The following is a 22,635-nucleotide window of genomic DNA, read 5'->3' on the forward strand; positions in this document are numbered from 1 at the left end:
ATGAGCACGATCGTGGTGCAGGCGTTCATCACCCTCGACGGCGTCGTCCAGGCGGGCGGCGGCCCGGAGGAGGACCCTGAAAACGGCTTCGAGTACGGCGGCTGGCAGAACTGGTACGACGCCCCGGAGATCGGCGAGATCGTTGCGGAATGGGAGGGCAGGACTGAGGCGCTGTTGCTCGGCCGCAAAACGTACGAGATCTTTGCTGGCTCCTGGGGCGTGTGGGACGAGAGCGCCGAGGGCCTGCAGGGGGAGCTGACCAGAAGGTACAACAGCATCCCCAAGTACGTTGCGTCGCGCACGCTGAGCGAGGTCAATTGGAAGAACACGCGGCTTCTTGGCCCCGACGTGCCGGCCGCGGTGGAGAAGCTGCGTGCGGAGCCAGGCGGCGAAATCCGGGTGTGGGGCAGCACCCAACTGATCAGGACCCTGGCTGAGCACGACCTGGTCGACGAGTATCGGCTCTGTGTCTACCCGCTCGTGCTCGGCGCCGGCAAAAAGCTGTTCTCCGACGGGTTCGCGCTGACCAAACACACGCTGGTCGAGTCCCGCGCCCTGCCATCCGGAGTCCTGGTCAACACCTACCGGCCCTCCCGCACGGGCTGAGCGGGATAGGCTCACAAAACTCATTGAAGCTCACAAAACTCGGTAGAGTCGATCAAGAAACTCACAAGACACACACCGACTCACAGGAGCTTCCTTGGACAACCCATTCCGCCCTTCGGCTGGTGCCACTCCCCCGGAAATCCTCGGGCGAAGCGGAGTGCTGGACGAATTCGAGTATGGGTTGCGCCTCGGCTCCGGGGCTCCTGGACTGTTGACGATCTTCACGGGAGCCCGGGGCATCGGTAAGACCGTCATGCTTGGGGCGGCCCACGACGCGGCCCGCGAGCAGGGCTGGGCGGTCATTTCCGAAACAGCCACAGAAGGCTTCATGGGCCGCATCGGCGAGTCCATGCGAGGTCTCGCCGAAGAACTAGGCACCGGTCCGCAGTCCCGACGCATCACGGCGATCTCGGCAGCGGGTTTCAGCATTACCACCCAGCTCCCACCCGAGCGTCAGGTCGCCTGGCGGACCCTCGGCGTCGAACTCCTGCGCCTCCTCGACGAACGCAAATCAGGCTTAATCATCACTGTTGACGAGATCCATGCGGCAGACCGCAATGAAATCGCGCAACTGGCCGCTAGCGTCCAGCACTTCATCCAGGACGGGCTCCCCATCGGCCTGGTCTTTGCCGGCCTGCCGGCCGCCGTGTCGGACTTACTCAATGAGGGGGTTGCGACCTTCCTCCGGCGGGCGGACAAGATCGACCTTCACGCTGCAGCCGTCCGGGAAGTCGAAGACTCCTACACCGCCACCTTCGGCCAGGCAGGCGTGTCCGTCTCCCCCGGACTCGTCCGCTACGCCGCCGAGGCCACCGGCGGTTACCCGTTCCTGATCCAACTCGTGGGGTACTTCCTTTGGCGCGAAGCCGAAAACAACGACCGTGCGCTTACAGCCAATGAAGTCGATCTCGCCATCCGGGCAGCGCACCGCCGCCACGCACGGACCGTGATCGAAGCAGCTCTTTCCGTAGCCTCCCCCCGAGACATGGACTTCTTGCGCGCCATGGCCGACGACGACGAACCCTCCACCGCGGCGGATATCGGCCGGCGCATCAAGGCCAAGACCAACCTCGTCGCCAACTACCGCTCCCGCCTCCTGGCGGCGGGCCTCATCGAAGCAGCAGGCCACGGCAAGGTCGACTTCGCCATTCCCGGCCTGCGTCAGCACCTGAGGGCCCAAACCGGGACCTAGTCGAGCCGGAGGGAGGGCGGCCGATTTGGAGGGCGGGCGTCCGGGAACGCGTCAGGGACGGGCGAGTTCTTCGCGGATCCGGGTGGCCAGCGCCTCCTGGGCGTCATCGGAAGCGTCCTCACCGCCGGGCCAGAAGTCCCCCATCCGGTCGCCCTTCCATCGCGGGACGAGGTGGTAGTGGAGGTGGAAGACCGATTGGGTGGCTGCTTCTCCGGCAGAGGTGATCAGGTTCATTCCTTCGGGCCGCAGGGCGTCCTGAAGGGCGGCACCGACTGTCCGGCAGGAGGCCGCCAGTCGGGAGGCAGCCGAGTCGGGGGCGGCCAGGAAATTGGCGATGTGGGTGACGGGGACCACCAAGGTGTGCCCGCGACCGACGGGCTTGCGCGGGAAGAACGCAATGGCGTCCTCACTGCGGTACACAATGTGCGCCTTTTCGGTGCCCTCAACGATCGCGCAGAAATCACAATGCCCCATGTACGCCTCCTTCCGCTCTCATGCGTGCCTTTGAACCGATGCCGCCATCAGGCTCCCACATAGGCAGCCAGGTGCTCGCCGGTGAGCGTGGAGCGGCCGGCGACGAGGTCTGCGGGAGTTCCCTCGAAAACGATGCGGCCGCCGTCGTGCCCGGCGCCGGGGCCGAGGTCGATGATCCAGTCCGCGTGCGCCATGACCGCCTGGTGGTGTTCGATGACGATGACCGACTTGCCGGAGTCGACGAGCCGGTCGAGGAGGCCCACCAGGTTTTGGACGTCGGCGAGGTGCAGGCCGGTGGTGGGTTCGTCGAGGACGTAGACCTCACCCTTTTCCGCCATCTGCGTGGCCAGCTTGACGCGCTGCCGCTCCCCGCCGGACAGGGTGGTGAGCGGCTGGCCCAGCGTGAGGTAGCCAAGCCCGACGTCCACGAGCCGGTCGAGGATTTTGTGGGCCGCCGGTGTGCGGGCCTCCCCTTCGCTAAAGAACGCCTCGGCCTCCGTCATGGACATGGCCAGCACTTCGGCGATGTTCCGGCCGTTCAGCGTGTACTCCAGCACCGACGCCTGGAACCTCTTGCCCTCGCAGTCCTCGCAGGTGGATTCGACGGTGGCCATGACGCCCAGTTCGGTGAAGATGACGCCCGCGCCGTTGCACGTGGGGCAGGCGCCTTCGGAGTTGGAGCTGAACAGCGCCGGCTTCACCCCGTTGGCCTTCGCGAACGCCTTGCGGATCGGCTCGAGAAGGCCCGTGTACGTCGCGGGGTTGCTACGCCGCGACCCCTTGATGGCGCCCTGGTCGATCACCACGACACCGTCACGGCCGGCCACCGAGCCGTGAATCAGCGAGCTCTTGCCCGAACCGGCGACACCGGTGACCACACAAAGTACGCCGAGGGGAACGTCGACGTCGACGCCCTTGAGGTTGTGCGTCGAGGCCCCCCGCACGCCGAGCGTGCCGGACGGTGTACGCACTGACTGCTTCACGGTGGCCCGGTCGTCGAGGTGGCGGCCGGTGATGGTGGCGCTCCCGCGCAGCCCCTCCACGCTTCCCTCGAAGCAGACGCTGCCACCCTCCGTGCCGGCGCCCGGCCCAAGGTCAACCACGTGGTCAGCGATGGCGATGGTCTCCGGCTTGTGCTCGACGACGAGCACGGTGTTGCCTTTGTCGCGCAGCTGCAGCAGCAGCTGGTTCATCCGCTCGATGTCATGCGGGTGAAGCCCGATGGTCGGTTCGTCAAAGACGTAGGTGATGTCCGTGAGGGACGAGCCCAGGTGCCGGATCATCTTGGTGCGCTGCGCCTCTCCCCCGGACAGGGTCCCCGCAGGACGGTCCAGCGAGAGATAGCCCAGCCCGATTTCGGCGAACGAGTCGAGCAGGTGCTGCAAGCCTTTCAGGAGCGGCGCGACCGATGGCTCGTTGAGCCCGCGGACCCACGCGGCGAGGTCGCTGATCTGCATCTCGCACAGGTCGGCGATGTTCTTGCCCTGGATTTTCGATGATCTGGCCTCGGGGCTGAGCCGGGTGCCGTCGCACTCGGGGCAGGCCTGGAACGTGATGGCCCGCTCCACGAACGCCCGGATGTGCGGCTGCATCGCGTCGACGTCCTTGGAGAGTATGGATTTCTGGATCTTCGGGATCAGCCCCTCGTAGGTGAGGTTGATGCCCTCCACCTTGATCTTCGTCGGTTCCTTGTAGAGGAGGTCGTTCATTTCCCTCTTGGTGAACTTCGCAATCGGCTTGTCCATGTCGAAGCCCGCGCCGCTGAAGATGCGGCCGTACCAGCCGTCCATGCTGTAGCCGGGAATCGTCAGCGCACCCTCGGCCAGTGACTTGGTCTCGTCATACAGCGCGGTGAGGTCGAAATCCGAGACCGAGCCCATGCCCTCGCAACGCGGACACATGCCGCCCAAGTAGACCGCACCGTGCACTACGCTCTTCTCGACCCTGCCGGCTTTCTCGGTGCTCATCACCCCGCTGGCCTTGCGCGTCGGAACGTTGAAGGAGAAAGCAGTGGGTGGCCCCACGTGCGGGGACCCCAGCCGGCTGAAGAGGATCCGGAGCATGGCGTTTGCGTCGGTGGCGGTGCCGACCGTGGACCTGGGGTTGGCGCCCATCCGCTCCTGGTCGACGATGATCGCCGTCGTCAGCCCCTCGAGGTGGTCCACCTCGGGCCGCGACAGGTTGGGCATGAAGCCCTGCACGAAGGCGCTGTAAGTCTCGTTGATCATGCGCTGCGATTCCGCGGCGATGGTGCCGAACACCAGTGAGCTCTTGCCCGAGCCTGAGACGCCGGTGAACACCGTCAGCCGCCGCTTGGGGATCTCGATGCTGACGTCCTTGAGGTTGTTCTCGCGTGCGCCCTGCACGCGGATCAAATCGTGGGTGTCCGCAACGTGGTGCGCAGCCGCTTCCGTGTCCGCCGTCGTGGCCATGCTCATGGTTTCTCCATCTGTTTCGCGGGCCGCGTTGCGGTCTCCGTCAGCGTCACTTTGTTCCATCTAACCAGTTCCGGATCCAACCAGCCTCGGGACCACCCAGATTTGAGCCCACGTCCGGCCTTGCCCCACCGGCGCACGGCTTAACTGGGTGCCTGGATGCGGATCAGGTTGCCGGCGGGATCGCGGAAGGCGCAGTCGCGCACCCCGTACGGCTGGTCCATCGGTTCCTGGACGACCTCGGCGCCCCTGGCCTGCAGCCGGTCGAAGGTGCCATCGACGTCCTTGGTGGCCAGGAGGACCCGGGCGTAGGTGCCCTTGGCCATCATCTCGGCGATGGTGCGGCGCTCGTCGTCGGTTATGCCGGGGTCGGCGGCCGCCGGCTCCAGCACGATGGAGGTGCCGGGCTGGTCTGCAGGGCCGACCGTGATCCAGCGCATCCCGCCGTATCCGACGTCGTTGCGGACCTCGAAGCCGAGAGTGTCACGGTAGAACGCCAAGGCAGCGTCCGGGTCATTGTGTGGGAGGAAGCTCGCGTGAATGTTGATGTCCATGGGACTCATGCTAGCTGCGGCTCCCGGGCCGGCACTTCTCGATTCCTGACCGGTCTGGTGACCTGTTTCGCCACGCATGATGGCATCCCCGACGTCGTGCGGGCCGCCTGGCGCCGGTACACGCTGGGCGGCACGCCGACCAGCTCGCTGAACCGGCTGCTGAACGTGCCCAGCGACGAGCAGCCAACCGCGAAGCAGACTTCGGTGACGCTGAGGTCACCGCGTCGCAGCAGCGCCATCGCGCGTTCGATGCGCCGTGTCATCAGGTAGCTGTAGGGCGCCTCGCCGTAGGCGATGCGGAATTCCCGGCTGAGATGCCCGGCCGACATGTGCGCGCCGCGTGCGAGCGCCTCGACGTCCAGGGGCTGCGCGTACTCCCTGTCGATCCGGTCGCGGACGCGGCGGAACAGCGCGAGATCGCGCAGGCGTTCCGCCGAGGGTGCTCTGGTGCTCACAAGTGAGATGTTGCTACGGCACGGCAGCGTTGTCTAGCTCAGATGGCCAGCGTCCGCAGCCGCCCATGAATGACCGTCCACGTCATGGTCTTTTAGACGTCTGTCCTTTGGATGCCATTGTCTTTGACGGCGGGCTCGCTGAGAATGAACCATGACGGTCTACCTGAGGTCCTTGGAAACAGCAGTCCCGCCAACCATCCTGATCCAGCCCGAAGCCAGGTCCGTGTTCGCGGCCCAGCCGGGCCTCACACGGCTCGGATCCCGGCTCGTCAACACCTGCTTTGACTCCGCGGCGATCGACACCCGCCATACCGCCGTCGAAGAACTCACCACAGACAGCCGCGCGGAAAATCCCCAGTTCTTCGACCCGGCGACCGGCCTGCTGCTCAGCCCGAGCACCAAGGTCCGGAACGACATCTTCGCCACGGAAGCCACCAAGCTCTTCATTGAGGCCGCCCAAAAGGCCCTGGACGCGTGTCCGGCCGTGAACCTGATGGACGTCACCCATCTGGTCACCGTGTCCTGCACCGGATTTTTCAATCCCGGCCCGGACTACAAGATCGTGCGGGCTCTCGGCCTGAATCCTGCCGTGCAGCGGTATCACCTCGGTTTCATGGGCTGCTACGCCGCCTTCCCGGCGCTGCGAGCCGCCAAATCTTTTTGCGAGGCGGATCCCGAAGCGGTGGTGCTGGTGGTCTGCGCCGAACTCTGTTCCCTCCACGTCCGGACCTCCAACGATCCGGACACCATCATGGGATCGGCTTTGTTTGCCGACGGCGCCGCGGCGGCCGTCATCACCGCCCGGGACCTACCGGGGGAACCCGCCCTGCTGCAGCTGGATCACTTTGAAACCGTCCTGACGCCCGTCGGCGAGGAATCCATGGCCTGGAACATCGGCGACGAAGGCTTCGAGATGGTGCTGGGCAACTATGTTCCGCACATCATCGACGATCACATCATCGGCGCCCTCGAACCGCTCCTCTCCCGCGACACCTCGCTGCACGGGCTTCCCTACCGGGATATCCAGCACTGGGCCATCCATCCGGGCGGCCGGAGCATCCTGGACAAGGTCCAGTCCCGGCTGGACCTCAGCGATGAACAGCTGGTCCCTGCCCGCGAGACCCTCCGCAACTACGGCAACATGAGCAGCGCCACCGTCCTGTTCGTCATCAAGCACATCCTGGACCTGCCGCCGGCGGACGACGGCGGGGACAGCACCGGCGACCGTGCCGGCGCCCCCGGCAGCGAACGGATCTGCTCGATGGCCTTCGGCCCGGGCCTCACAGTGGAAACGGCGCTCTTCACCCGGCTGCGGGCCCCGAAGCCCGCCGTGGCGGAAGAGGCCGGAACGGCCGCGGCGGAATCGGCGCAACCCGTCCCGGTGCGGGCCTGACGGCGGCCACACTGAAACCGCTAGGCATGGGCCCGTTCAGTTCGGCGCAGCTTCAGGCGGCCCTTCTGCGGGACCGCGCAGCAGACGCCGTCGAGGAAATGGACTTGCCCGGCTGCGATCCCGGGCGGCTGGAGCGCACGTATGCCCAGTTTGCGCTCGTCAACCGGGCGGTCGCCGGCTGGCGCGGCATCTACCGGAGCATCATCCGGCCGCGGCTGTCCCCCGACTCCCCCACTTCGCTGCTGGACATCGGGTGCGGCGGGGGCGATGTGCCGGTGCTGCTGGCCAGGTGGGCTGCCCGGGACGGACTGCGCCTCGAGGTCACCGCCATTGATCCGGATCCACGGGCCAGCCTGTTCGCCAGGGGCCGCCACGCATCTTCCGGCGTCACGTTCCGGCAGGCAACTGCCGCGGAGCTGGTCGAGGAGGGCCGCCGCTACGACCTCGTGGTGTCCAACCACGTGCTGCACCATCTCGACGGGCTGGGACCGTTCCTGGCCGAGTCGGCCCTGCTGTCCCGCGGAACGGTGGTGCACAACGACATCCGCCGCAGTGCCGCCGCCTACGTGCTCTTCTTTGCCTCGTCTTGGGTGTTCACCGGCTCCTACATCCGGGAGGACGGGCTGACCTCGGTCCGGCGCAGCTACACTGCGGCGGAGCTGGCCGCGGCCGCTCCCGCGGGCTGGACGGTGGCCCGCCACGCCCCCTTCCGGAACCTGCTGCTGCTCGACACCGGGGGCGACTACCCCAGAGGGGCCGCTGCCAGTGGCTGATGTGCTGATCATCGGCGCCGGCCCGGTGGGGCTGTTCATGGCTGCGCTGCTGCTGCAGGACGGCGTGGAAGTGCAGGTCCTCGAGCAGCGGACCGTTCCCGAAGCGCATTCGCGTGCCATCGGCATCCACCCGCCGGCCCTTGCCGCCCTTGCCCGGACGGGGGTTGCGGAGGCCGTGGTTGCGGAGGGCGTTCAGATCCGCCGGGGAGTCGCCCTGGCCGGCGGGAAGACTCTTGCCGAGATGTCCTTCGCCGGGGTCTCGGACCGCTTTCCATTCGTCCTTTCCTTGCCCCAGGGGCGCACCGCGGCGATGCTGGAACGGCGGGTCAATGAGCTCGACGCCGGCGCCGTGCACCGCGGCGTCCGGGTCACCCGGATCTCCGACGACGGCGGATGTCTCACGGCAGAGGCCGCATCGCCGGGCGGAGAACCGCAGCGCGGTGAACTGCACTATGCCGCGCCGCTGGTCATAGCCGCCGACGGCGTGCGGTCGGCCGCGCGGGCACAGCGGGGCGTTCCTTTGCGCGCAAAGGATTACCCGGACAGCTATTTCATGGGTGACTTCGCGGACGCCACCGGGTTTGGTCCGGACGCCGCGCTGTTCCTGGCCGGCGCGGGCATCGTGGAATCATTCCCCCTCCCGGGCAAACGGCGCCGCTGGGTGGCCCGGCTGGGCCGCGACGAGCTCGCTGCCGTCCGCCAGGGAGGCGACGCCCTGTGGCTGATGGATTGCGTGCGGGCGCGGACGGGACTGGAGATCGACCCGGGGTCCAACAGCATGCTCAGCAGCTTCGGTGTGCGGACGCGCCTGGCCCGCCGGATGGTGGCCGGCCGGACGGCGCTGATCGGCGATGCGGCCCACGAGGTTAGTCCGATCGGCGGACAGGGCATGAACCTGGGCTTGCTGGATGCCGCGGCACTGGCACCGATCGTGACGGCGGCTGTGCGCGGCCAGGATGTCGCGGCTCGTTTGCGGACTTTTGAACGGGACCGGATGAGGGCGGCGGTCAAGGCGGTACGGCAGGCGGAAATCAACATGGCCCTGGGCCGGCCCCTCGCGGACAGCCTCCTCGCGGTGCGCAACCAGGCCATCGGTGGCGTGGCCGCGGTTCCGGCGGTGAATGCCTGGATCGCCCGCCGGTTCACGATGCACTGAAGATCCTGGCCGCCCAGCCGCAGTAGTCCGCACCGGTAATAGACTGTGCGCATGGACGGCCTCCCCGTGACGCACCGCCACCGCCTTATGGTGCGTGCCTTGGGCGCGCTGGCTGTCGTGGCTGTACTCGGCGCTGCTGTTTCCTGCAGCGCGGGCGACGCCGGCGGGAAGACCAGCCCCACGGCGAGTGCCACCGCCGCCCCCGGACCCGTGGTTGCTGAAATCAACCAGTTCCGTGACAACTACAGCAAGCAGATCATCGAAATCCAGCTGACGAACACCACTGGCAGTGCACTGACCGTCGTCGGTGCGGAACTGACCACTCCGCTCTTTGCCGCGCCCATCACCTGGCCGGGGCGCGCGGCCGGGATCGAACTTCCGGCCGGACAAACGAAGAGCCTGGCGGCACAGTTGCCCGCGCCGGAATGCGGCAGTCCGCGCCAAAGCACGCCGCCAGCCGGCCCCGGCGGGGACCAAGCACCGGCCGTTGTATCCGTCCGGGTGGCGGTGCCCGGGATGACGGTGCCGGACACTAGCGGGGCCACCACAGCACCGGCTGCAGATCCCTTCGGCGTCCTTGCCCGGAACAACGGCGAAATGTGTCTGGCCCGGGCGGCCTCGGCCGTGGCCACGATCAGACTGGCTCCGGAACTGGAAGCCGCCGCCGACGGGCGGACCGCCGTCGTGCGTCTGATGATCACACCCCGCGCTGCCCCAAGGGCAGATGGCCGGACAACTGATGCAGGGGCAACAGATGCAGCGGCAACAGATGCAGGAACAGCAGGTGCCGCCGGCGGCAGGACAGACGAGCTGGTCATCGACCGGGTTCAGGAAACCACACTGCTGGCGGAGGCCCCGGGTGCGCCGTGGCCCCGGGCGCTGACAATCCGCGCGGGCGGCTCCCCAACGGAACTGCGGATGGCGATCCGGCCCGCCCGCTGCGACCCCCACGCCGTGGCGGAGGACAAGGTGGGCACGCTGCTTCCACTGCAAATCAGGGTGGCGGGCCGGAGCGGTGTGCTGAAGATCGACGCCGGCGGCACGCTGCGAGGCCGGATCTACGATTTTGTTACAACGGCGTGCGCCCGCCAGTAGTCTGGGGACATGTCCTTTGACGCCATCCCCACCGACTACAGCGTCGCCCGGATTGTCGAGACGGTCCAGCAGATTCTAGGCGCGGGTGTTCTTCCGCCGATTATCCAGGCCGGGCATCCGGTCCTGCGCCATGTGGCAGCGCCCTACGATGGCCAGTTGAGCGATGCCGAACTCGGTCACCTCATCGACCTGATGCGCAGCGTGATGCACAAAGCCCCGGGCGTCGGACTGGCAGCACCGCAGCTGGGGATTCCGCTCCAGCTCGCCGTCCTCGAGGACCAGTTCGAGGTCGACCCCGAGGTAGCTGCCGTGCGCGGGCGCGAACCGCTGCCGTTCTTCGCCATGCTGAACCCGCGCTATCAGCCCCTCGGCACGGCCACCGCGGCGTTTTACGAAGGCTGCCTCTCCATCGGAGGCCTGCAGGCCGCGGTGTTGCGGCCCGAGTCGGTCCGGCTCGACTATACGACGCTGGACGGCACGCAACTCGAACGGTCCTTCTCCGGCTGGCAGGCCCGGATTGTCCAGCATGAGTCCGACCACGTGCATGGGGTCCTGTATCTCGACCGGGCCGAATTGCGCTCCCTCAGTTGCAATGCCGAATACGCCGCCCGTTGGTCGCAGCCGGATATCGACCGCGCCCGGCAGGAACTGGGGTTCCTGCCGGACCCGGCGGAAGACTACGGCAGCGGCGCCGGATTCCCGTCCGTCGGCAAGTAGCGGGCCCACCACTTCAGGATTTCGTCGAACCGCTGCTTGCGGTGATGCGGGGTGCCCGAGCGGGAGAGCTCGTGGTTCTCGCCTGGGAAGACGAGCAAACCTGTCTCGATGCCCAACTGCTTGAGGGCGGTGAAGTAGCGCTGGCCCTGCTCCACAGGACACCGCAGGTCCTCTTCGCTGTGGATTACCAGGGAGGGAGTCCGCACCTTGTCCACCCGCGCCATGGGACTCTGGGCCGCCATCTGCTCGGCAGTAGGGCCCGTGTATTCGCCGCCGAAGAACCAACCGATGTCGGAGGAACCCGTGAAGCTCACAGGATCCAGGAAACCGCGCTCCACGATGGCTGCCCGGAAGCGATGGTCGTGGCTGATGGTCCACGCGGTCAGGTAGCCGCCGTAGGATCCGCCCATGATGCCGACGTTTTCAGCGTCCAGGTCGTCGAATTTCTCCCCGGCCCCGTCCAGAAAGGCCAGGACGTCCTGCATGTCTACGGTGCCCATCCGCTCCTTGATGGACCGGCCGTGGCTCTGGCCGTAACCTGCCGAGCCCCGCGGATTGCACATGAGCACGGCGTAACCGGCCCCGGCGTAAACCTGCGCTTCGTCAAACAACGCCGCGCTGAACTGGGCGAACGGGCCGCCGTGGATGTTCAGCAGCATCGGGTGCGGTCCGGGGCCAGCGGGCTTGACGAGCCAGCCGTGAACGGGGTAACCGTCGGCCGAGGGCAGAGTCAGTTCCTGCGGCTCGCTGATGCTCGCAATGGTGCGCAGGGGTGCGGAGAAATCCGTCAGGCGGCGGAGCTGACCGCGGTCCAGCACTCCCACGTCGCCGGCCGTCGAGAAGTCGCTGAAACACACCACGAGCCGCCCTCCGCCCTCCGCGGCGCCGGTCACCACCCGGTTGCCGTCCAGGAGCACGGTATGACCGCCTGCTGCGCCGAATTCGTGCAGCTCCACGGTCCCCCGGGCATTATTCAGAACCAAGGCGCCCGCGCCCCCGCGCAGTTCGATCCGGTCGCTCCCGGACAGGTCCAGCGTTTCGACGTCGCTGAGCGCCGTGGCGTCTCCCCCGGCGGCCGGCATGGCAAACAGCGCGGTGTTCCTCGCGACAAAGTCCTGGCCGGACTCGCCCAGCTCCTGGGCCAGGAAGAACAGCCACTGCCCGTCCGCGGACTGGCGTACGGCGCTCACGGTTTGCCGACCGGTGTTCGCCGGAATGACGGGCTGCGGCTGCCCTCCGGCGGCAGGGATGGAGTAAATGCCGCTGACGAGGTCGCTGTCGCGCCCTTCGTGGAGGGCGGCGGTGAAGTAGATGGTGCCGCCGTCGGCGCTGAAGCTGGCGCCGTCGTGGTCGGATGCCGCGGTGGTCAGCTGCCTGGCGGCCGGCAGCAGGCCGACGTCGGCCACCCCTGAATCGGACGCTGCTGAATCGGATGCTGCTGAATCGGACGCTGCGCTACTGCGTGCAGTTTCGGGTGCCGCGGCCCGCGCCTTCAAGGCGCGTCCGGTGGGGGCAACCTTCGGTTCGGCGTCCAGCGGGGGAATCTCGACGATGAACAGCTGCAACGGCTTGTCGGCGGTGTAGCCCACACCGTTCATCCGGTATTTGAAGTCGGTGATCAACCGGGCGTCCTCGCTGCCGGCACCGATGCCGTCAACACTGCCGTACCCGCCCTCCTCCGGGGTCCTGGCGCTAAAGACAATGCTTCCCGAATCCGGTGACCAGGCAAAGGAAGCGACTCCCAGCGGTGCTGCCGTGAGGGGCTGCGGTTCACCGCCAGCAGCTTCCACCACGTAGAGCTGCGGCTTCCCTCCGGGGGCCGCCCGGAGGAAGGCGAGAGCCCGGCCGTCCGGCGAAAAATACGGCGACGTGTCACGGAAGCCGCGGGTCAGGCGGCGGGGCCGCTGGTGCGAATCGGGGTTGGCGGGACTAGGTTGTCCTTGGTCCAGCGGGACGGTCCACAATTGGCCCACGTAGGCATCGGCGTCGAAGTCGGGGTGAATCACCGAGACGACGGCGCGCGTGCCGTCGTGGTGCACAGCCGGGGCGGAGACGGAATTAAGCAGCGGGAGATGTTCGGATTTCACGATTGCGAGCCTAACCCGCGGGGCGCAGCCTGTGAACCATCTCACGTCCGGCCGGTGCGGCGCGGCCGGACTGCTGGGCAGGGACACTCGCTAAGCACGCTCGGTCCTCGAGACACCGCCACGGCAGGTGCGCCTGCAGCCTGCACCCACGCCATCCGCACTTAGGATGGACGCATGCCTTCCGCCCCCGACTTCCCCCTGCTGTGCCCGGTATGCCGGAACAGTCTGCGGTCCGGCGGTGATGGCGCCCGAACCCTCGTGTGCGGCGCCGGCCACAGCTTCGATGCGGCGAAGCAGGGCTACTTCAACTTCCTCGTGGGCAAAGGCACGGCGTTTGAGGCTGATACAGCGCAGATGGTGGCGGCACGTTTCGATTTCCTCTCCGCCGGGCACTACCAACCGCTGGCCGACGCCGTAGCCGAGCTCGCCGCGCCCGCGCTCGCAGGGGTCCGGGAGGGTCGTCCCGCGGTACTGGACGCCGGAACAGGCACCGGCCACTATCTGAGGACCCTGCTGGACCGTTTTGTACCAGACCGTTTTGAACCAGGCTGTGTTGAATCAAACCCTGTTGAAGGTGGCGGACGAGCGGTGGATGCCGGTTCGGGAATTGTGCCGACGGCCATCGGCCTGGACATTTCCAAGTTCGCGCTCCGAAGGGCCGCCAGATTGAACCCGGAGGCCCTGAACGTGGTTGGGGATGTCTGGCAGCCGCTTCCGGTCGCGGACAACGCCGTCGACGCCATCACCGTAGTCTTTGCCCCGCGCAACGCCCCCGAGTTCGCGAGGGTGCTCAGGCGCGGGGGCCGCCTGGTGGTGGTGACGCCCCGCCCCGGGCACTTGGCGGAGATTGCCGGCCAGACCGGCATGCTGGGCATCGAGCCGGCCAAGGATGAGCGGCTGGCTGCCTCCCTTGGCGGGCACTTCGCACCCGTCGAGGCGCGTGATCTGGACCTGGCGTTGGCCCTGAGTCCGCGCGACGTGACCCGTCTAGCTTTCATGGGGCCGGCCGGTCACCACCTGGATCGTTCCGCACTCGCTGCCCTCGAGGCCGCCCTTGCGCCGTCGACATCCGTCTCGGCACGGTTCCGCATCAGCGTATTTGCACCCCTCGCCTAAACCCCATCGCATAAAGCGGCCGGACCGACCGATCCGGCGCTCCCCGAACGCCTGCTCGGGCCGGTAAATCAACCAATCACGTAACGACTTGGCCACTTTGTCCATCAATTTCCGGTCCCCGGGTTCAGCCTGTGCCCTTCCGCTTAGGATGGAAAGACAGTACTGGGGAACTGTGCCTTCAGCTCCCGATACTCAAGGGGGAATTGATGTCTCAATGGCTGGCCGAAAACTGGTGGGCGCTGTGGCTCACCATCTTCCTCCTGTTTGCCGTGGTCGAGATGCTCACACTGGACCTGTTCTTTATTATGCTCGCCGGCGGCGCCCTCGCCGGACTGGTGGCCGACTTCGCCGGGGCAGATCTGTGGCTGCAAATCATCGGCTTCTGCGTGGTGTCCCTGCTCATGATCGGCTTCGTCCGGCCGGTGGCCCTCAAGCACCTCCATAAGGGCCCGGCGGACCGGCGCACCAACATCGAAAGACTCATCGGCGAATCCGCGCTCGTCATGGAAGCGGTAAGCGAAAGCGGCGGACTGGTCAAGATTGGCGGGGACGTCTGGAGTGCACGGTCCGAATCCGGACTGCTGGCACCCGGCCAGCAGGCCGTCGTGAGTGCCATCGACGGCGCCACCGCGATCGTGACCGGACAGCCGGAATCGGCAATCCAATAGGCGGCGGCACAACGTTTTGCACATGGCAGCAGGCCAAACCGCGGAACTGCCACAGCGGGACGTGAATCAAACAACTGGGGAATAGGTGATGTATGGATATCGCAGTCGCAATTGTGCTGCTAGTACTGATTGTCTTTGTAATTATTGTGCTGGTCCGCTCGGTCCGGATCATTCCGCAGGCCCGCGCCGGCGTCGTTGAACGACTGGGTAAATACCAACGCACCCTGAACCCCGGCCTGACCCTGTTGATTCCGTTCGTCGACCGGCTGCTGCCGCTGCTCGACCTCCGAGAGCAGGTGGTTTCGTTCCCGCCGCAGCCGGTGATCACTGAGGACAACCTGGTGGTTTCGATCGACACCGTTGTCTACTTCCAGGTCACCGACGCCCGCGCCGCCACCTATGAGATCGCCAACTACATCCAGGCCGTCGAGCAGCTCACCACCACGACATTGCGCAACGTCGTCGGCGGGCTCAACCTTGAGGAAGCGCTGACGTCGCGCGACCAGATCAACGGCCAGCTCCGTGGCGTCCTCGACGAGGCGACGGGACGCTGGGGCATCAGGGTCTCCCGGGTGGAGCTCAAGGCGATCGATCCGCCGCATTCGATCCAGGATTCGATGGAGAAGCAGATGCGTGCCGAGCGTGACCGCCGGGCCGCCATCCTGACTGCGGAAGGCACCAAGCAGTCCGCCATTCTCACCGCCGAAGGCCAGCGCCAGTCGTCCATCCTGAAAGCCGAAGGCGACGCCAAAGCCGCGATCCTGCGGGCTGACGGCGAGGCGCAGGCCATCCAGAAGGTCTTCGACGCGATCCACAAGGGCAATCCGGACCCGAAGCTGCTGGCATACCAGTACCTCCAGACCCTTCCGAAAATCGCGGACGGCTCCTCGAACAAGCTGTGGATCATTCCCAGCGAGGTTGGCGACGCCCTGAAGGGCATCGGCAGCGTTCTGGGAACCGGCGCAACGCCGGAACCGCCCCCGGCTCCGGCACAGGGAGTCGATCCGCTGTCTGCGCCCGGCGCCGACAGGCCGGGCAGCCGACCATAGGCGCCCTGGAAGGCTAGGTGCGCGCCCCTGGTTGGGCCCCGCGACATGGCCCCGCGGCCCGGACCTTCCGTCCCGGCCGCGGGGCCCTGTCGGCTTAAGGGGATCCGGCGGGTACACGATACGCAGCTCACACCCGCGGGCCACTCGCTTTACCTCGCGTGCACCACTCCCGTATACTTGAATATTTGTCCGGGCGGTTCAGCCGACCGGAACAAAAACGCTTCGCAAGGCGTTCATTTATATGACGTCACCAATCAGTTTTGCCACTGCGGACCAGCCTCTCGCCCGACCACCCCGGGCCGTTGCGGTACAGCGCAGTGCAACCAGAAGTCCGGCGCCTGACGGTCCCCGGATACCGCAGGGCTGGACCCTGCGAACCGAATAGAGGGAGAAAAGATGAGCGATCGCAGCCTGCGGGGAATGCGCCTTGGCGCACAGAGCATGGAGACCGAATCCGGCGTCGAACCGGCTCCGCGCCAGCGGGTTGAATACCGTTGCGAGGACGGCGAGCAGGTGTTCGTGACGTTCTCCTCCGAAGCTGAAATCCCCCCAGTTTGGGTGTCGAAGACGGGCAAGGAAGCCTTGCTGGTGGATGGCGAACGCCCCACCAACAGCAACGAAAAGGCAGTGCGCACGCACTGGGACATGCTGCTGGAGCGCCGTAGCCTCCCCGAGCTTGAGCAGATCCTCGAAGACCGCCTGACGATCCTGCGTGAACGCCGCGGCGAACGCCGCTCGGCCTAGCCGCCTGGCCGGCCAGCGAATCCGCTGAGGCCAGACAAAAAGGACCGGGCCCGCATCACCTGATGATGCGGGCCCGGTCCTTTTCTGCTGCCGGGTGCCGTCCGATTCGGCGCACGTCTCCGGTCTGCTAGGCGTCCTTCTTGCCCCTGAGCTTGTTCCAGCGCGCGGTAAGGCCCCATTTCGTGACGTTGACCATGGCCTCCACCACGATGTTTCCGCTCATTTTCGAAGCGCCGAGTTCACGCTCAACGAACGTGATGGGGCGTTCGACGATCGTCAGGCCGAGCTTGGCCACGCGCCAGGCCAGATCCACTTGGAAGCCGTAGCCGACCGAGTCCACCGCATCCAGATTCAGTTTTTCGAGAGTGGTCCGGCGGAAGGCCCGGAAACCGCCCGTGACATCCTTGATCTTTACGCCCAGCATGATCCGGGCGTAGGTGCTGCCTACGCGGCTGATGGCCTGCCGGTACACGGGCCAGTTGACGACCCGGCCGCCGGGAACCCAGCGTGAGCCCATGGCAAGGTCCGCGCCCTGCTCCACGGCCTCGATCAGTTGGGGCAGCTGCTCGGGCTGGTGGGAGCCGTCGGCGTCCATCTCCACGAGGATGTCATAGCCGGCATCCAGGCCCCATTGGAAGCCGGCGATGTACGCGGCTCCCAGCCCGGCCTTTCCGGCCCGGTGCAGGACATGGACCTGCCCGTCTTCGGCGGCCATGCTGTCCGCCAGCTGCCCGGTGCCGTCGGGGCTGTTGTCGTCGACAACCAGCACGTCGGAGGCCGGCACAGCAGTGCGGAGGCGACCGAGGGTCTTGGGCAACGATTCCAGCTCGTTATAGGTGGGGATGATGGTGAGGACACGCACAGCGAGGCCTTTCCTTGAAGGGAGCAGTCGGGGCGCCCGCTAAGAACTGTCGTGGAGTTCCAGGCGCAAGTTCCCATTATAGAGAGTCGCACGCGGTCCCGGGCCCGCTGACCCCCGGGCAGGTCCACCCGCTTCGGGCCAGTACCGGCAGGCCACGAAAATTGTGGCGCCGAACCGTTTTCTGCTGCGAAGTGGACCCGCCCCTCGGGGTTCCCATGGTCATGACCACAAGAGCTACCGCGGTGGCGGCAACTTGGAATAGACCGGGGACTGCCGGAGCCTGCGCGAACGCAACCCTCCGTTGACCCTCAATGCTACGGGGGCGCCAAAATCTGTCAACCAAGCTGTGACCTGCCGATTTGTCCATCGTCGCAGTTCAGGACTGACTCGCCCAGGTCAATGTTTCGGGCGCACCGACCAATGAGGTCGCCGGATGACGGGGACGGCGGAGGCCGCCGGATGACATGCTCCCGCGTCCGCCCGCGGGTCAGGCGCCAAGGGCGCCGCTGGCGTAAAGTTCCTGGCCGTCCCGGACTGTTTGGAGGCACAAAGGATCGTTGCCCGTGTCCAGCGCCGGCAGGAGCGGAGTGCGTGCCCGCGGATCCGTGCTCCAGGACTGCACCCGTCCGTCGGCAACCTGGACCATGAGTTCCTCGACTTCCCAAACCGCGAAGCTGGCCGGGGCGCCGGGCACCAGCTGCCCGGCCATGGGGTTGCGGTAACGGGCTGCACGCCAACCGGCACGGGTGTGGCCCAGGAACGCGGCGCGGGCGGAGATCTGTTCTGCCGGATTATTGTGCTCTAGGCACGCGCGAACGCTGGACCACGGGCGCAGCGGCGTCACGGGGCTGTCACTGCCGAAGCAAATCGGCACGCCGGCAGCATAGAAACTTCCAAAGGGATTCATGCCCAGTTGGCGGGAGCCCAGGCGCTGCTGATACAGGCTGTCCGCGCCTCCCCACAGGGCGTCAAAGACGGGCTGGGCGCTGACCGTCACGGAATAGCGTGCCAGCCGGCTGATTGCCGCGGGATCCGCAAGCTCCACATGTTCGAACCGGTGCCCCGCCGCCCGGATACGTTGCTCCCCTACTTCGGCGGCGGCCAGATCGAGAGCATCGAGGGCCGCGTCGAGGCCGGCGTCGCCAATCACATGGAAGCCGGCCTGGATGCCCAGGAGCGAGCACGCGGCAAGATGGGCGGCTGCCTCGGCCGCGGAAAGGTACCGGCTGCCCCGCTCCCCCGGCGCGTCAGCGTAATCGGCGCGCAGGGCAGCCGTCCGTGAGCCGATCGAACCGTCGATGTTGAGGTCACCGGCAAGGCCCAGAACCGATACGCCCAATCCGTCCAGGATGGACCGGGCATGGTCCGCAGAGGTGGCCAGCTCGCCCCAGTAAGGCAGGACCTCGGGCACCGCCGTGTCGTTCGCACCGCCGCCGTTCACAGCGGTGCCATTCACACCGCCGCCGGGGCCGCTGTTCCAGGCCGCCGCGGCCCGCAGGTCCTCGACGCCTCCGATGTGCGGAGCCGCCATCTCGGCGACGGCCACATATCCGTTGGCGGCCGCCTCGGCGAGGGCACGCTGCTGGTAGCCGCGGAGCGTCTCGGCAGGCAGCATGCGGGCCACACGGCGGGCCGCGGTGTGCGCGGAGCGCTTGACCTGGCTGCCGGCGTCGTGGCCGTCCAGTGCTTCCAGCCCCGCCGCAGCGGCAAGCGAACTCGACACCAGGGCCGAGTGCGCGTCTACCCGGGAGAGGTAGACCTGCCGGCCGCCGGCTGCGCGTTCGATTTCCTCCCGGCTAGGCAGTGCTGGATCGCTCCACGTGGTCTCGTCCCAGCCGTGGCCCAGCACCGTTCCGCCCCCACCAGAGGCCGAGGCGGAAGCGGCGGCGACGGCGTCGAGCAGTTCGGCGGCCGAGCGTACGCCTGCGAGCTGGATCGAGCCCAGCGCGATGCCGGTTTCAGTCAGGTGCACGTGGGAATCGACAAAGCCCGGCGCCAAAAGCGCCCCCTGCAAATCGATCACCGCCATGGAGGAATCCGCGATGGAGGTGGCGGCCTGCTCCGAACCCACCCAGGCGACGGTGTCGCCGTCGACGAGCATCGCCGTCGCAAACGGATCGGCCGCCGTGTAGACGGAGCCGTTGCGGTACAGCGTGACCTTGCGGGGGGCGGCCGGTGAAGCGGTCATGGGACGGGAACTCCTTGAGGCTAGCGGCCGGCTCGCGGCCGGCAATTTGCGAAATAGGCACATGAAAAATACTGGAAGACCTGGTGGGCGCCCGGAGCGTGCCGGACGGCACGGCGCCCCTTACGCCACCGAGGAATAAGCGACGACGCCGCGTTTGATGAGTTTGATGGACTGCGCGCAGAGCCGCGCAATGCGGGGGTCGAGGGTCGGGATGTCGGCCAGCTGGTCCAGGAGGTCGATCACCTGTTTGACCCACCGGACAAAGTCACCTGCGGCCAGGTCCGTGCCGCTCAGCACCTCCTGGAGGTGGCGGCCCTTGGCCCATTTGAAGATGGGCCAGACGAGGCCGAGTTCCGGTTCTCCGGTGAGCGGCAGTTTGTTGGCCTCCTCCACGTCCTCCAGGGCGGACCACTCGCGGACCACGGTGTCCACCGCAGACTCCAGCGAGACGCTCGGCATCTTCGGCCGCAGGCCGCGGTCCTCGCGTTTGGCCTGGTAGACCAGCGCGCTGGCCAGCGCGGCGATTTCGGCGGCGTCGAGATCGTTAAACGCGCCCATCCGCAGGGACTGCGAGATCAGCAGGTCCTTTTCACCGTAGATCCGCCGCAGCCGCTGACCGTCCGGGCTGATAGAGAGCCCCCCGCCGTCCGACGTGTCCAGGTAGCCATAGCTGGTCAGGACGCCGCACACGCGGTCGAACGTTTTGGCGATGGTGTTGGTCCGGCCCTGAATTTGACGGATCAGCCCGTCGGTTTCCTGACGAAGCTTCCACCAGCGTTCGGACCACCGGGCATGGTCCTCACGTTCGCTGCAGCCATGGCACGGGTGGGCGCGGAGCTCCCGGCGCAATTCCGCGATCCGCTTCTCCTGGTTGGGGGCGGCCGCGGACCGGCCAAAGTCGTCGTCGCGGCGCGGAGGAGCCGGGGGCCGTTGCTCGCGGATCGCGTTCCTGGCCGAGGACGCGAGGTCCCGGCGGGATTTGGGGACCTTCGCGTTGAAGGACTTGGGAATCCTGATCCGGGTGATCGGCGACAACGGTCCTTCCACGTCCTGCAGACCGATCCGGCGGAGCTGGTTGTCCAGCGTCATGACGGCCGGACGCGGTTCCCGGGACAGGTGGTCGGAGCTGAGCACCACCGCGAGTCCCGGCGACTTCCCGGAGGGAACGTCCACCACATCGCCCGGAAGCAGCCGGCTCAGGGAGTCCTCCGTAAGGGACTTTGCGGCCCGTGAGCTGGTCCTGGACGCCACCTTCTCGGCGTCGGCGAGGGCCCGCCGCAGCCGTGCGTACTCGGTGAAATCGCCCAGGTGGCACGTCATGGCCTTGCTGAACCCGGCGAGGGATTCCTCGCGGCTCCTGACCTGCCGGGCCAGGCCGACCACCGAGCGGTCCGCCTGGAACTGCGCAAAGGACGACTCGAGGATCTCCCGGGCACGGGGGCGGCCGAACTGGGCCAAGAGGTTGATGGACATGTTGTACGTTGGGCGAAAGCTTGAGTTGAGCGGGTAAGTCCGGCGGGAGGCGAGCCCGGCGACGGCGGCCGGATCAGTACCCGGCTGCCACAGGACCACGGCGTGGCCCTCGACGTCGATGCCGCGGCGGCCTGCCCGGCCGGTCAGCTGCGTGTACTCCCCCGCCGTGATGTTGACATGCGCCTCGCCGTTGAACTTGTCCAGCTTCTCCAGCACGACGCAGCGGGCCGGCATGTTGACGCCCAGGGCCAGTGTTTCAGTCGCGAAGACAGCTTTGACCAGGCCGTCAACGAACAGCTTTTCCACGACTTCCTTGAAGGTGGGCAGCATGCCGGCGTGGTGCGCGGCGAGTCCGCGCAGCAGTCCGTCGCGCCAGCTCCAAAAACCCAGCACGTCGAGGTCATCCGAGGGGATGTCCTGGGCAGCTTCGTCGACGCGCTGGGCAATGATCTGCTGTTCCCGCTCGTTGGTCAGCCAGAGTCCGGCCGAAACGCACTGGGCCACCGCCGCGTCGCAGCCCGCGCGGGAAAAGATGAACGTGATGGCCGGCAGGAGATCCTGCCGGTCCAGGCTGGCGATGACCTGGGGCCTGCTGGCCTTCCGCACCGGGCTGCGCTGGCCGGCCTGGGGCTCGTCGCGCTGGTTGCGCTGGTTGCGCTGGTTCCGCTGGTTCCGCCCGCCGTGGCCAAAGCGGCCGCGGAAATTCATCTGGCTCTCGGCCCGCGCCATGGAAAGCAGTTCCGGGTTGACCTCGAAGCCGGCCTGTCGGGGCAGCCCGGCGGGAACGGCGGCAGTGACGGCGGTCGCGGTCGCGGCCGCGGCAACGGCCTCACTTCCCTCTACTTCAGCGGCAGGAGCGATTTCGTCAAACGTGGTATCGCCGGCGAACAGGTCGACGATCTTCCGGCCCACCATGACGTGCTGCCACAGGGGCACCGGTCGGTGTTCGGAGACGATCACGTCGGTCTGCCCGCGGACGGTATCGAGCCAAGCACCGAACTCCTCGGCGTTGGAGACCGTGGCGCTCAGCGAGGCCACCTGGACTTCGCTGGGCAAGTGGATGATGACTTCTTCCCACACCGCGCCGCGGAACCGGTCGGCCAGGTAGTGAACCTCGTCCATGACCACGAAACCGAGGTCATCCAGGGTGTCCGAATCCGCGTAGAGCATATTGCGGAGCACTTCGGTTGTCATCACCACCACCGGTGCGTCGCCGTTGATGCTCGTGTCCCCCGTCAGCAGGCCTACCCGGTCAGCGCCGTACTTGGCGGCCAACTCGGAGTACTTCTGGTTGCTCAGCGCCTTGATGGGCGTGGTGTAGAAGGCCTTGAGCCCGCGCTGGAGAGCCAGATAGACGGCGAACTCACCGACGATCGTCTTCCCGGCGCCTGTCGGGGCAGCCACCAGCACACCCCGGCCGGCCTGCAGGGAAAGGCACGCCTCACGCTGGAATTCGTCGAGTTCAAATTCGAGGGTGCGGATGAAACCGCCCAAATGGGTCTTGGCTTCCGCAGCCCGCTCGACGCTGGCGCGGTAACGTTCGGATGGCGACTCCGGCCCGGAATGTGACGACATACTTCCAGCCTAATGCGCGAAAG

Annotated in this window: 18 protein-coding genes and 1 pseudogene; 11 read left to right on the forward strand and 8 right to left on the reverse strand. The window is 66.9% G+C overall.

The window, feature by feature from the left end; genetic code table 11:
• Window positions 1-606, forward strand: coding sequence for a dihydrofolate reductase family protein (locus BM372_RS13600; protein ID WP_090955992.1), 606 nt, complete (start codon window positions 1-3; stop codon window positions 604-606).
• Window positions 607-700: 94 nt separating this feature from the next.
• Window positions 701-1,798 carry an ATP-binding protein gene (locus BM372_RS13605; RefSeq protein ID WP_090955993.1) on the forward strand — a complete coding sequence of 366 codons (1,098 nt, stop codon included), beginning with the start codon at window positions 701-703 and terminating at the stop codon, window positions 1,796-1,798.
• Window positions 1,799-1,849: 51 nt separating this feature from the next.
• On the opposite strand, the pseudogene BM372_RS13610 reads toward BM372_RS13605, so the two are convergent.
• The 4 genes and pseudogenes from BM372_RS13610 to BM372_RS13625 all read right to left on the reverse strand — a co-directional run.
• Window positions 1,850-2,275, reverse strand: a pseudogene (locus BM372_RS13610) (HIT family protein); the annotation flags it as partial.
• 44 nt (window positions 2,276-2,319) lie between these two features.
• A complete protein-coding gene (locus BM372_RS13615) occupies window positions 2,320-4,710 on the reverse strand; it encodes an ATP-binding cassette domain-containing protein (protein WP_090956153.1) in 2,391 nt (796 codons plus the stop codon).
• Window positions 4,711-4,850: 140 nt separating this feature from the next.
• Window positions 4,851-5,270, reverse strand: coding sequence for a VOC family protein (locus BM372_RS13620; RefSeq protein ID WP_218160883.1), 420 nt, complete (start codon window positions 5,268-5,270; stop codon window positions 4,851-4,853).
• Window positions 5,267-5,716, reverse strand: coding sequence for a helix-turn-helix transcriptional regulator (locus tag BM372_RS13625; protein ID WP_090955995.1), 450 nt, complete (start codon window positions 5,714-5,716; stop codon window positions 5,267-5,269). The genes BM372_RS13620 and BM372_RS13625 overlap by 4 nt, the downstream gene beginning before the upstream one ends.
• Window positions 5,717-5,867: 151 nt before the next feature.
• Here BM372_RS13625 and BM372_RS13630 point away from each other — a divergent pair, with 151 nt between their 5' ends.
• The 5 genes from BM372_RS13630 to BM372_RS13650 are packed head-to-tail and all read left to right on the forward strand — an operon-like array spanning window position 5,868 to window position 10,850.
• Window positions 5,868-7,109: a type III polyketide synthase gene (locus tag BM372_RS13630; RefSeq protein ID WP_090955996.1), complete on the forward strand. Its 1,242-nt coding sequence runs from the start codon at window positions 5,868-5,870 to the stop codon at window positions 7,107-7,109.
• Window positions 7,110-7,135: 26 nt separating this feature from the next.
• Window positions 7,136-7,882, forward strand: coding sequence for a class I SAM-dependent methyltransferase (locus BM372_RS13635; protein ID WP_090955997.1), 747 nt, complete (start codon window positions 7,136-7,138; stop codon window positions 7,880-7,882).
• Window positions 7,875-9,038, forward strand: a complete 1,164-nt coding sequence (locus BM372_RS13640) for an FAD-dependent oxidoreductase (protein ID WP_090955998.1) — start codon at window positions 7,875-7,877, stop codon at window positions 9,036-9,038. The genes BM372_RS13635 and BM372_RS13640 overlap by 8 nt, the downstream gene beginning before the upstream one ends.
• A gap of 51 nt (window positions 9,039-9,089) precedes the next feature.
• The gene (locus tag BM372_RS13645; protein ID WP_256214254.1) at window positions 9,090-10,133 is read left to right on the forward strand and encodes a hypothetical protein; all 1,044 of its coding nucleotides are present in this window, start codon (window positions 9,090-9,092) and stop codon (window positions 10,131-10,133) included.
• 9 nt (window positions 10,134-10,142) lie between these two features.
• On the forward strand, window positions 10,143-10,850 hold the full coding sequence (locus BM372_RS13650) for a peptide deformylase (RefSeq protein ID WP_090955999.1): 708 nt from the start codon (window positions 10,143-10,145) through the stop codon (window positions 10,848-10,850).
• Here the strand turns inward: BM372_RS13650 and BM372_RS13655 are convergent.
• Complete coding sequence (locus tag BM372_RS13655; protein WP_090956000.1) at window positions 10,811-12,937, reverse strand: S9 family peptidase; 2,127 nt, start codon at window positions 12,935-12,937, stop codon at window positions 10,811-10,813. The genes BM372_RS13650 and BM372_RS13655 overlap by 40 nt on opposite strands.
• A 174-nt stretch (window positions 12,938-13,111) precedes the next feature.
• Between BM372_RS13655 and BM372_RS13660 the strand changes: the two genes are divergently transcribed.
• From BM372_RS13660 to BM372_RS13675, 4 genes are all read left to right on the forward strand, one after another.
• Window positions 13,112-14,053 carry a putative RNA methyltransferase gene (locus BM372_RS13660; RefSeq protein WP_090956001.1) on the forward strand — a complete coding sequence of 314 codons (942 nt, stop codon included), beginning with the start codon at window positions 13,112-13,114 and terminating at the stop codon, window positions 14,051-14,053.
• Between the two features lie 206 nt (window positions 14,054-14,259).
• Window positions 14,260-14,721: an NfeD family protein gene (locus tag BM372_RS13665; RefSeq protein ID WP_090956002.1), complete on the forward strand. Its 462-nt coding sequence runs from the start codon at window positions 14,260-14,262 to the stop codon at window positions 14,719-14,721.
• 92 nt (window positions 14,722-14,813) lie between these two features.
• Complete coding sequence (locus tag BM372_RS13670; protein ID WP_090956003.1) at window positions 14,814-15,770, forward strand: SPFH domain-containing protein; 957 nt, start codon at window positions 14,814-14,816, stop codon at window positions 15,768-15,770.
• A gap of 396 nt (window positions 15,771-16,166) precedes the next feature.
• Window positions 16,167-16,514, forward strand: a complete 348-nt coding sequence (locus tag BM372_RS13675) for an RNA polymerase-binding protein RbpA (RefSeq protein WP_090956004.1) — start codon at window positions 16,167-16,169, stop codon at window positions 16,512-16,514.
• Between the two features lie 127 nt (window positions 16,515-16,641).
• Here the strand turns inward: BM372_RS13675 and BM372_RS13680 are convergent, their stop codons facing one another.
• The 3 genes from BM372_RS13680 to BM372_RS13690 all read right to left on the reverse strand — a co-directional run bounded on the left by BM372_RS13680 (window position 16,642) and on the right by BM372_RS13690 (window position 22,612).
• Window positions 16,642-17,376, reverse strand: coding sequence for a polyprenol monophosphomannose synthase (locus tag BM372_RS13680; RefSeq protein ID WP_090956005.1), 735 nt, complete (start codon window positions 17,374-17,376; stop codon window positions 16,642-16,644).
• Between the two features lie 487 nt (window positions 17,377-17,863).
• On the reverse strand, window positions 17,864-19,564 hold the full coding sequence (locus BM372_RS13685; RefSeq protein ID WP_090956006.1) for an amidohydrolase: 1,701 nt from the start codon (window positions 19,562-19,564) through the stop codon (window positions 17,864-17,866).
• A gap of 120 nt (window positions 19,565-19,684) precedes the next feature.
• A complete protein-coding gene (locus BM372_RS13690) occupies window positions 19,685-22,612 on the reverse strand; it encodes a DEAD/DEAH box helicase (protein WP_090956007.1) in 2,928 nt (975 codons plus the stop codon).
• Between the last annotated feature and the right edge of the window lie 23 nt (window positions 22,613-22,635).

The organism is Arthrobacter sp. ov118 (assembly GCF_900116495.1).
Classification (GTDB): domain Bacteria; phylum Actinomycetota; class Actinomycetes; order Actinomycetales; family Micrococcaceae; genus Arthrobacter.

What these genes read in the sequence shown, in the direction of transcription:
- BM372_RS13600 (WP_090955992.1), top strand. Translation starts at nt 1, where the DNA reads ATGAGCACGATCGTGGTGCAGGCGTTCATCACCCTCGACGGCGTCGTC.
- BM372_RS13615 (WP_090956153.1), bottom strand. Translation starts at nt 4,710, where the DNA reads ATGAGCATGGCCACGACGGCGGACACGGAAGCGGCTGCGCACCACGTT.
- BM372_RS13620 (WP_218160883.1), bottom strand. Translation starts at nt 5,270, where the DNA reads ATGAGTCCCATGGACATCAACATTCACGCGAGCTTCCTCCCACACAAT.
- BM372_RS13630 (WP_090955996.1), top strand. Translation starts at nt 5,868, where the DNA reads ATGACGGTCTACCTGAGGTCCTTGGAAACAGCAGTCCCGCCAACCATC.
- BM372_RS13635 (WP_090955997.1), top strand. Translation starts at nt 7,136, where the DNA reads ATGGGCCCGTTCAGTTCGGCGCAGCTTCAGGCGGCCCTTCTGCGGGAC.
- BM372_RS13645 (WP_256214254.1), top strand. Translation starts at nt 9,090, where the DNA reads ATGGACGGCCTCCCCGTGACGCACCGCCACCGCCTTATGGTGCGTGCC.
- BM372_RS13650 (WP_090955999.1), top strand. Translation starts at nt 10,143, where the DNA reads ATGTCCTTTGACGCCATCCCCACCGACTACAGCGTCGCCCGGATTGTC.
- BM372_RS13660 (WP_090956001.1), top strand. Translation starts at nt 13,112, where the DNA reads ATGCCTTCCGCCCCCGACTTCCCCCTGCTGTGCCCGGTATGCCGGAAC.
- BM372_RS13665 (WP_090956002.1), top strand. Translation starts at nt 14,260, where the DNA reads ATGTCTCAATGGCTGGCCGAAAACTGGTGGGCGCTGTGGCTCACCATC.
- BM372_RS13670 (WP_090956003.1), top strand. Translation starts at nt 14,814, where the DNA reads ATGGATATCGCAGTCGCAATTGTGCTGCTAGTACTGATTGTCTTTGTA.
- BM372_RS13675 (WP_090956004.1), top strand. Translation starts at nt 16,167, where the DNA reads ATGAGCGATCGCAGCCTGCGGGGAATGCGCCTTGGCGCACAGAGCATG.
- BM372_RS13685 (WP_090956006.1), bottom strand. Translation starts at nt 19,564, where the DNA reads ATGACCGCTTCACCGGCCGCCCCCCGCAAGGTCACGCTGTACCGCAAC.
- BM372_RS13690 (WP_090956007.1), bottom strand. Translation starts at nt 22,612, where the DNA reads ATGTCGTCACATTCCGGGCCGGAGTCGCCATCCGAACGTTACCGCGCC.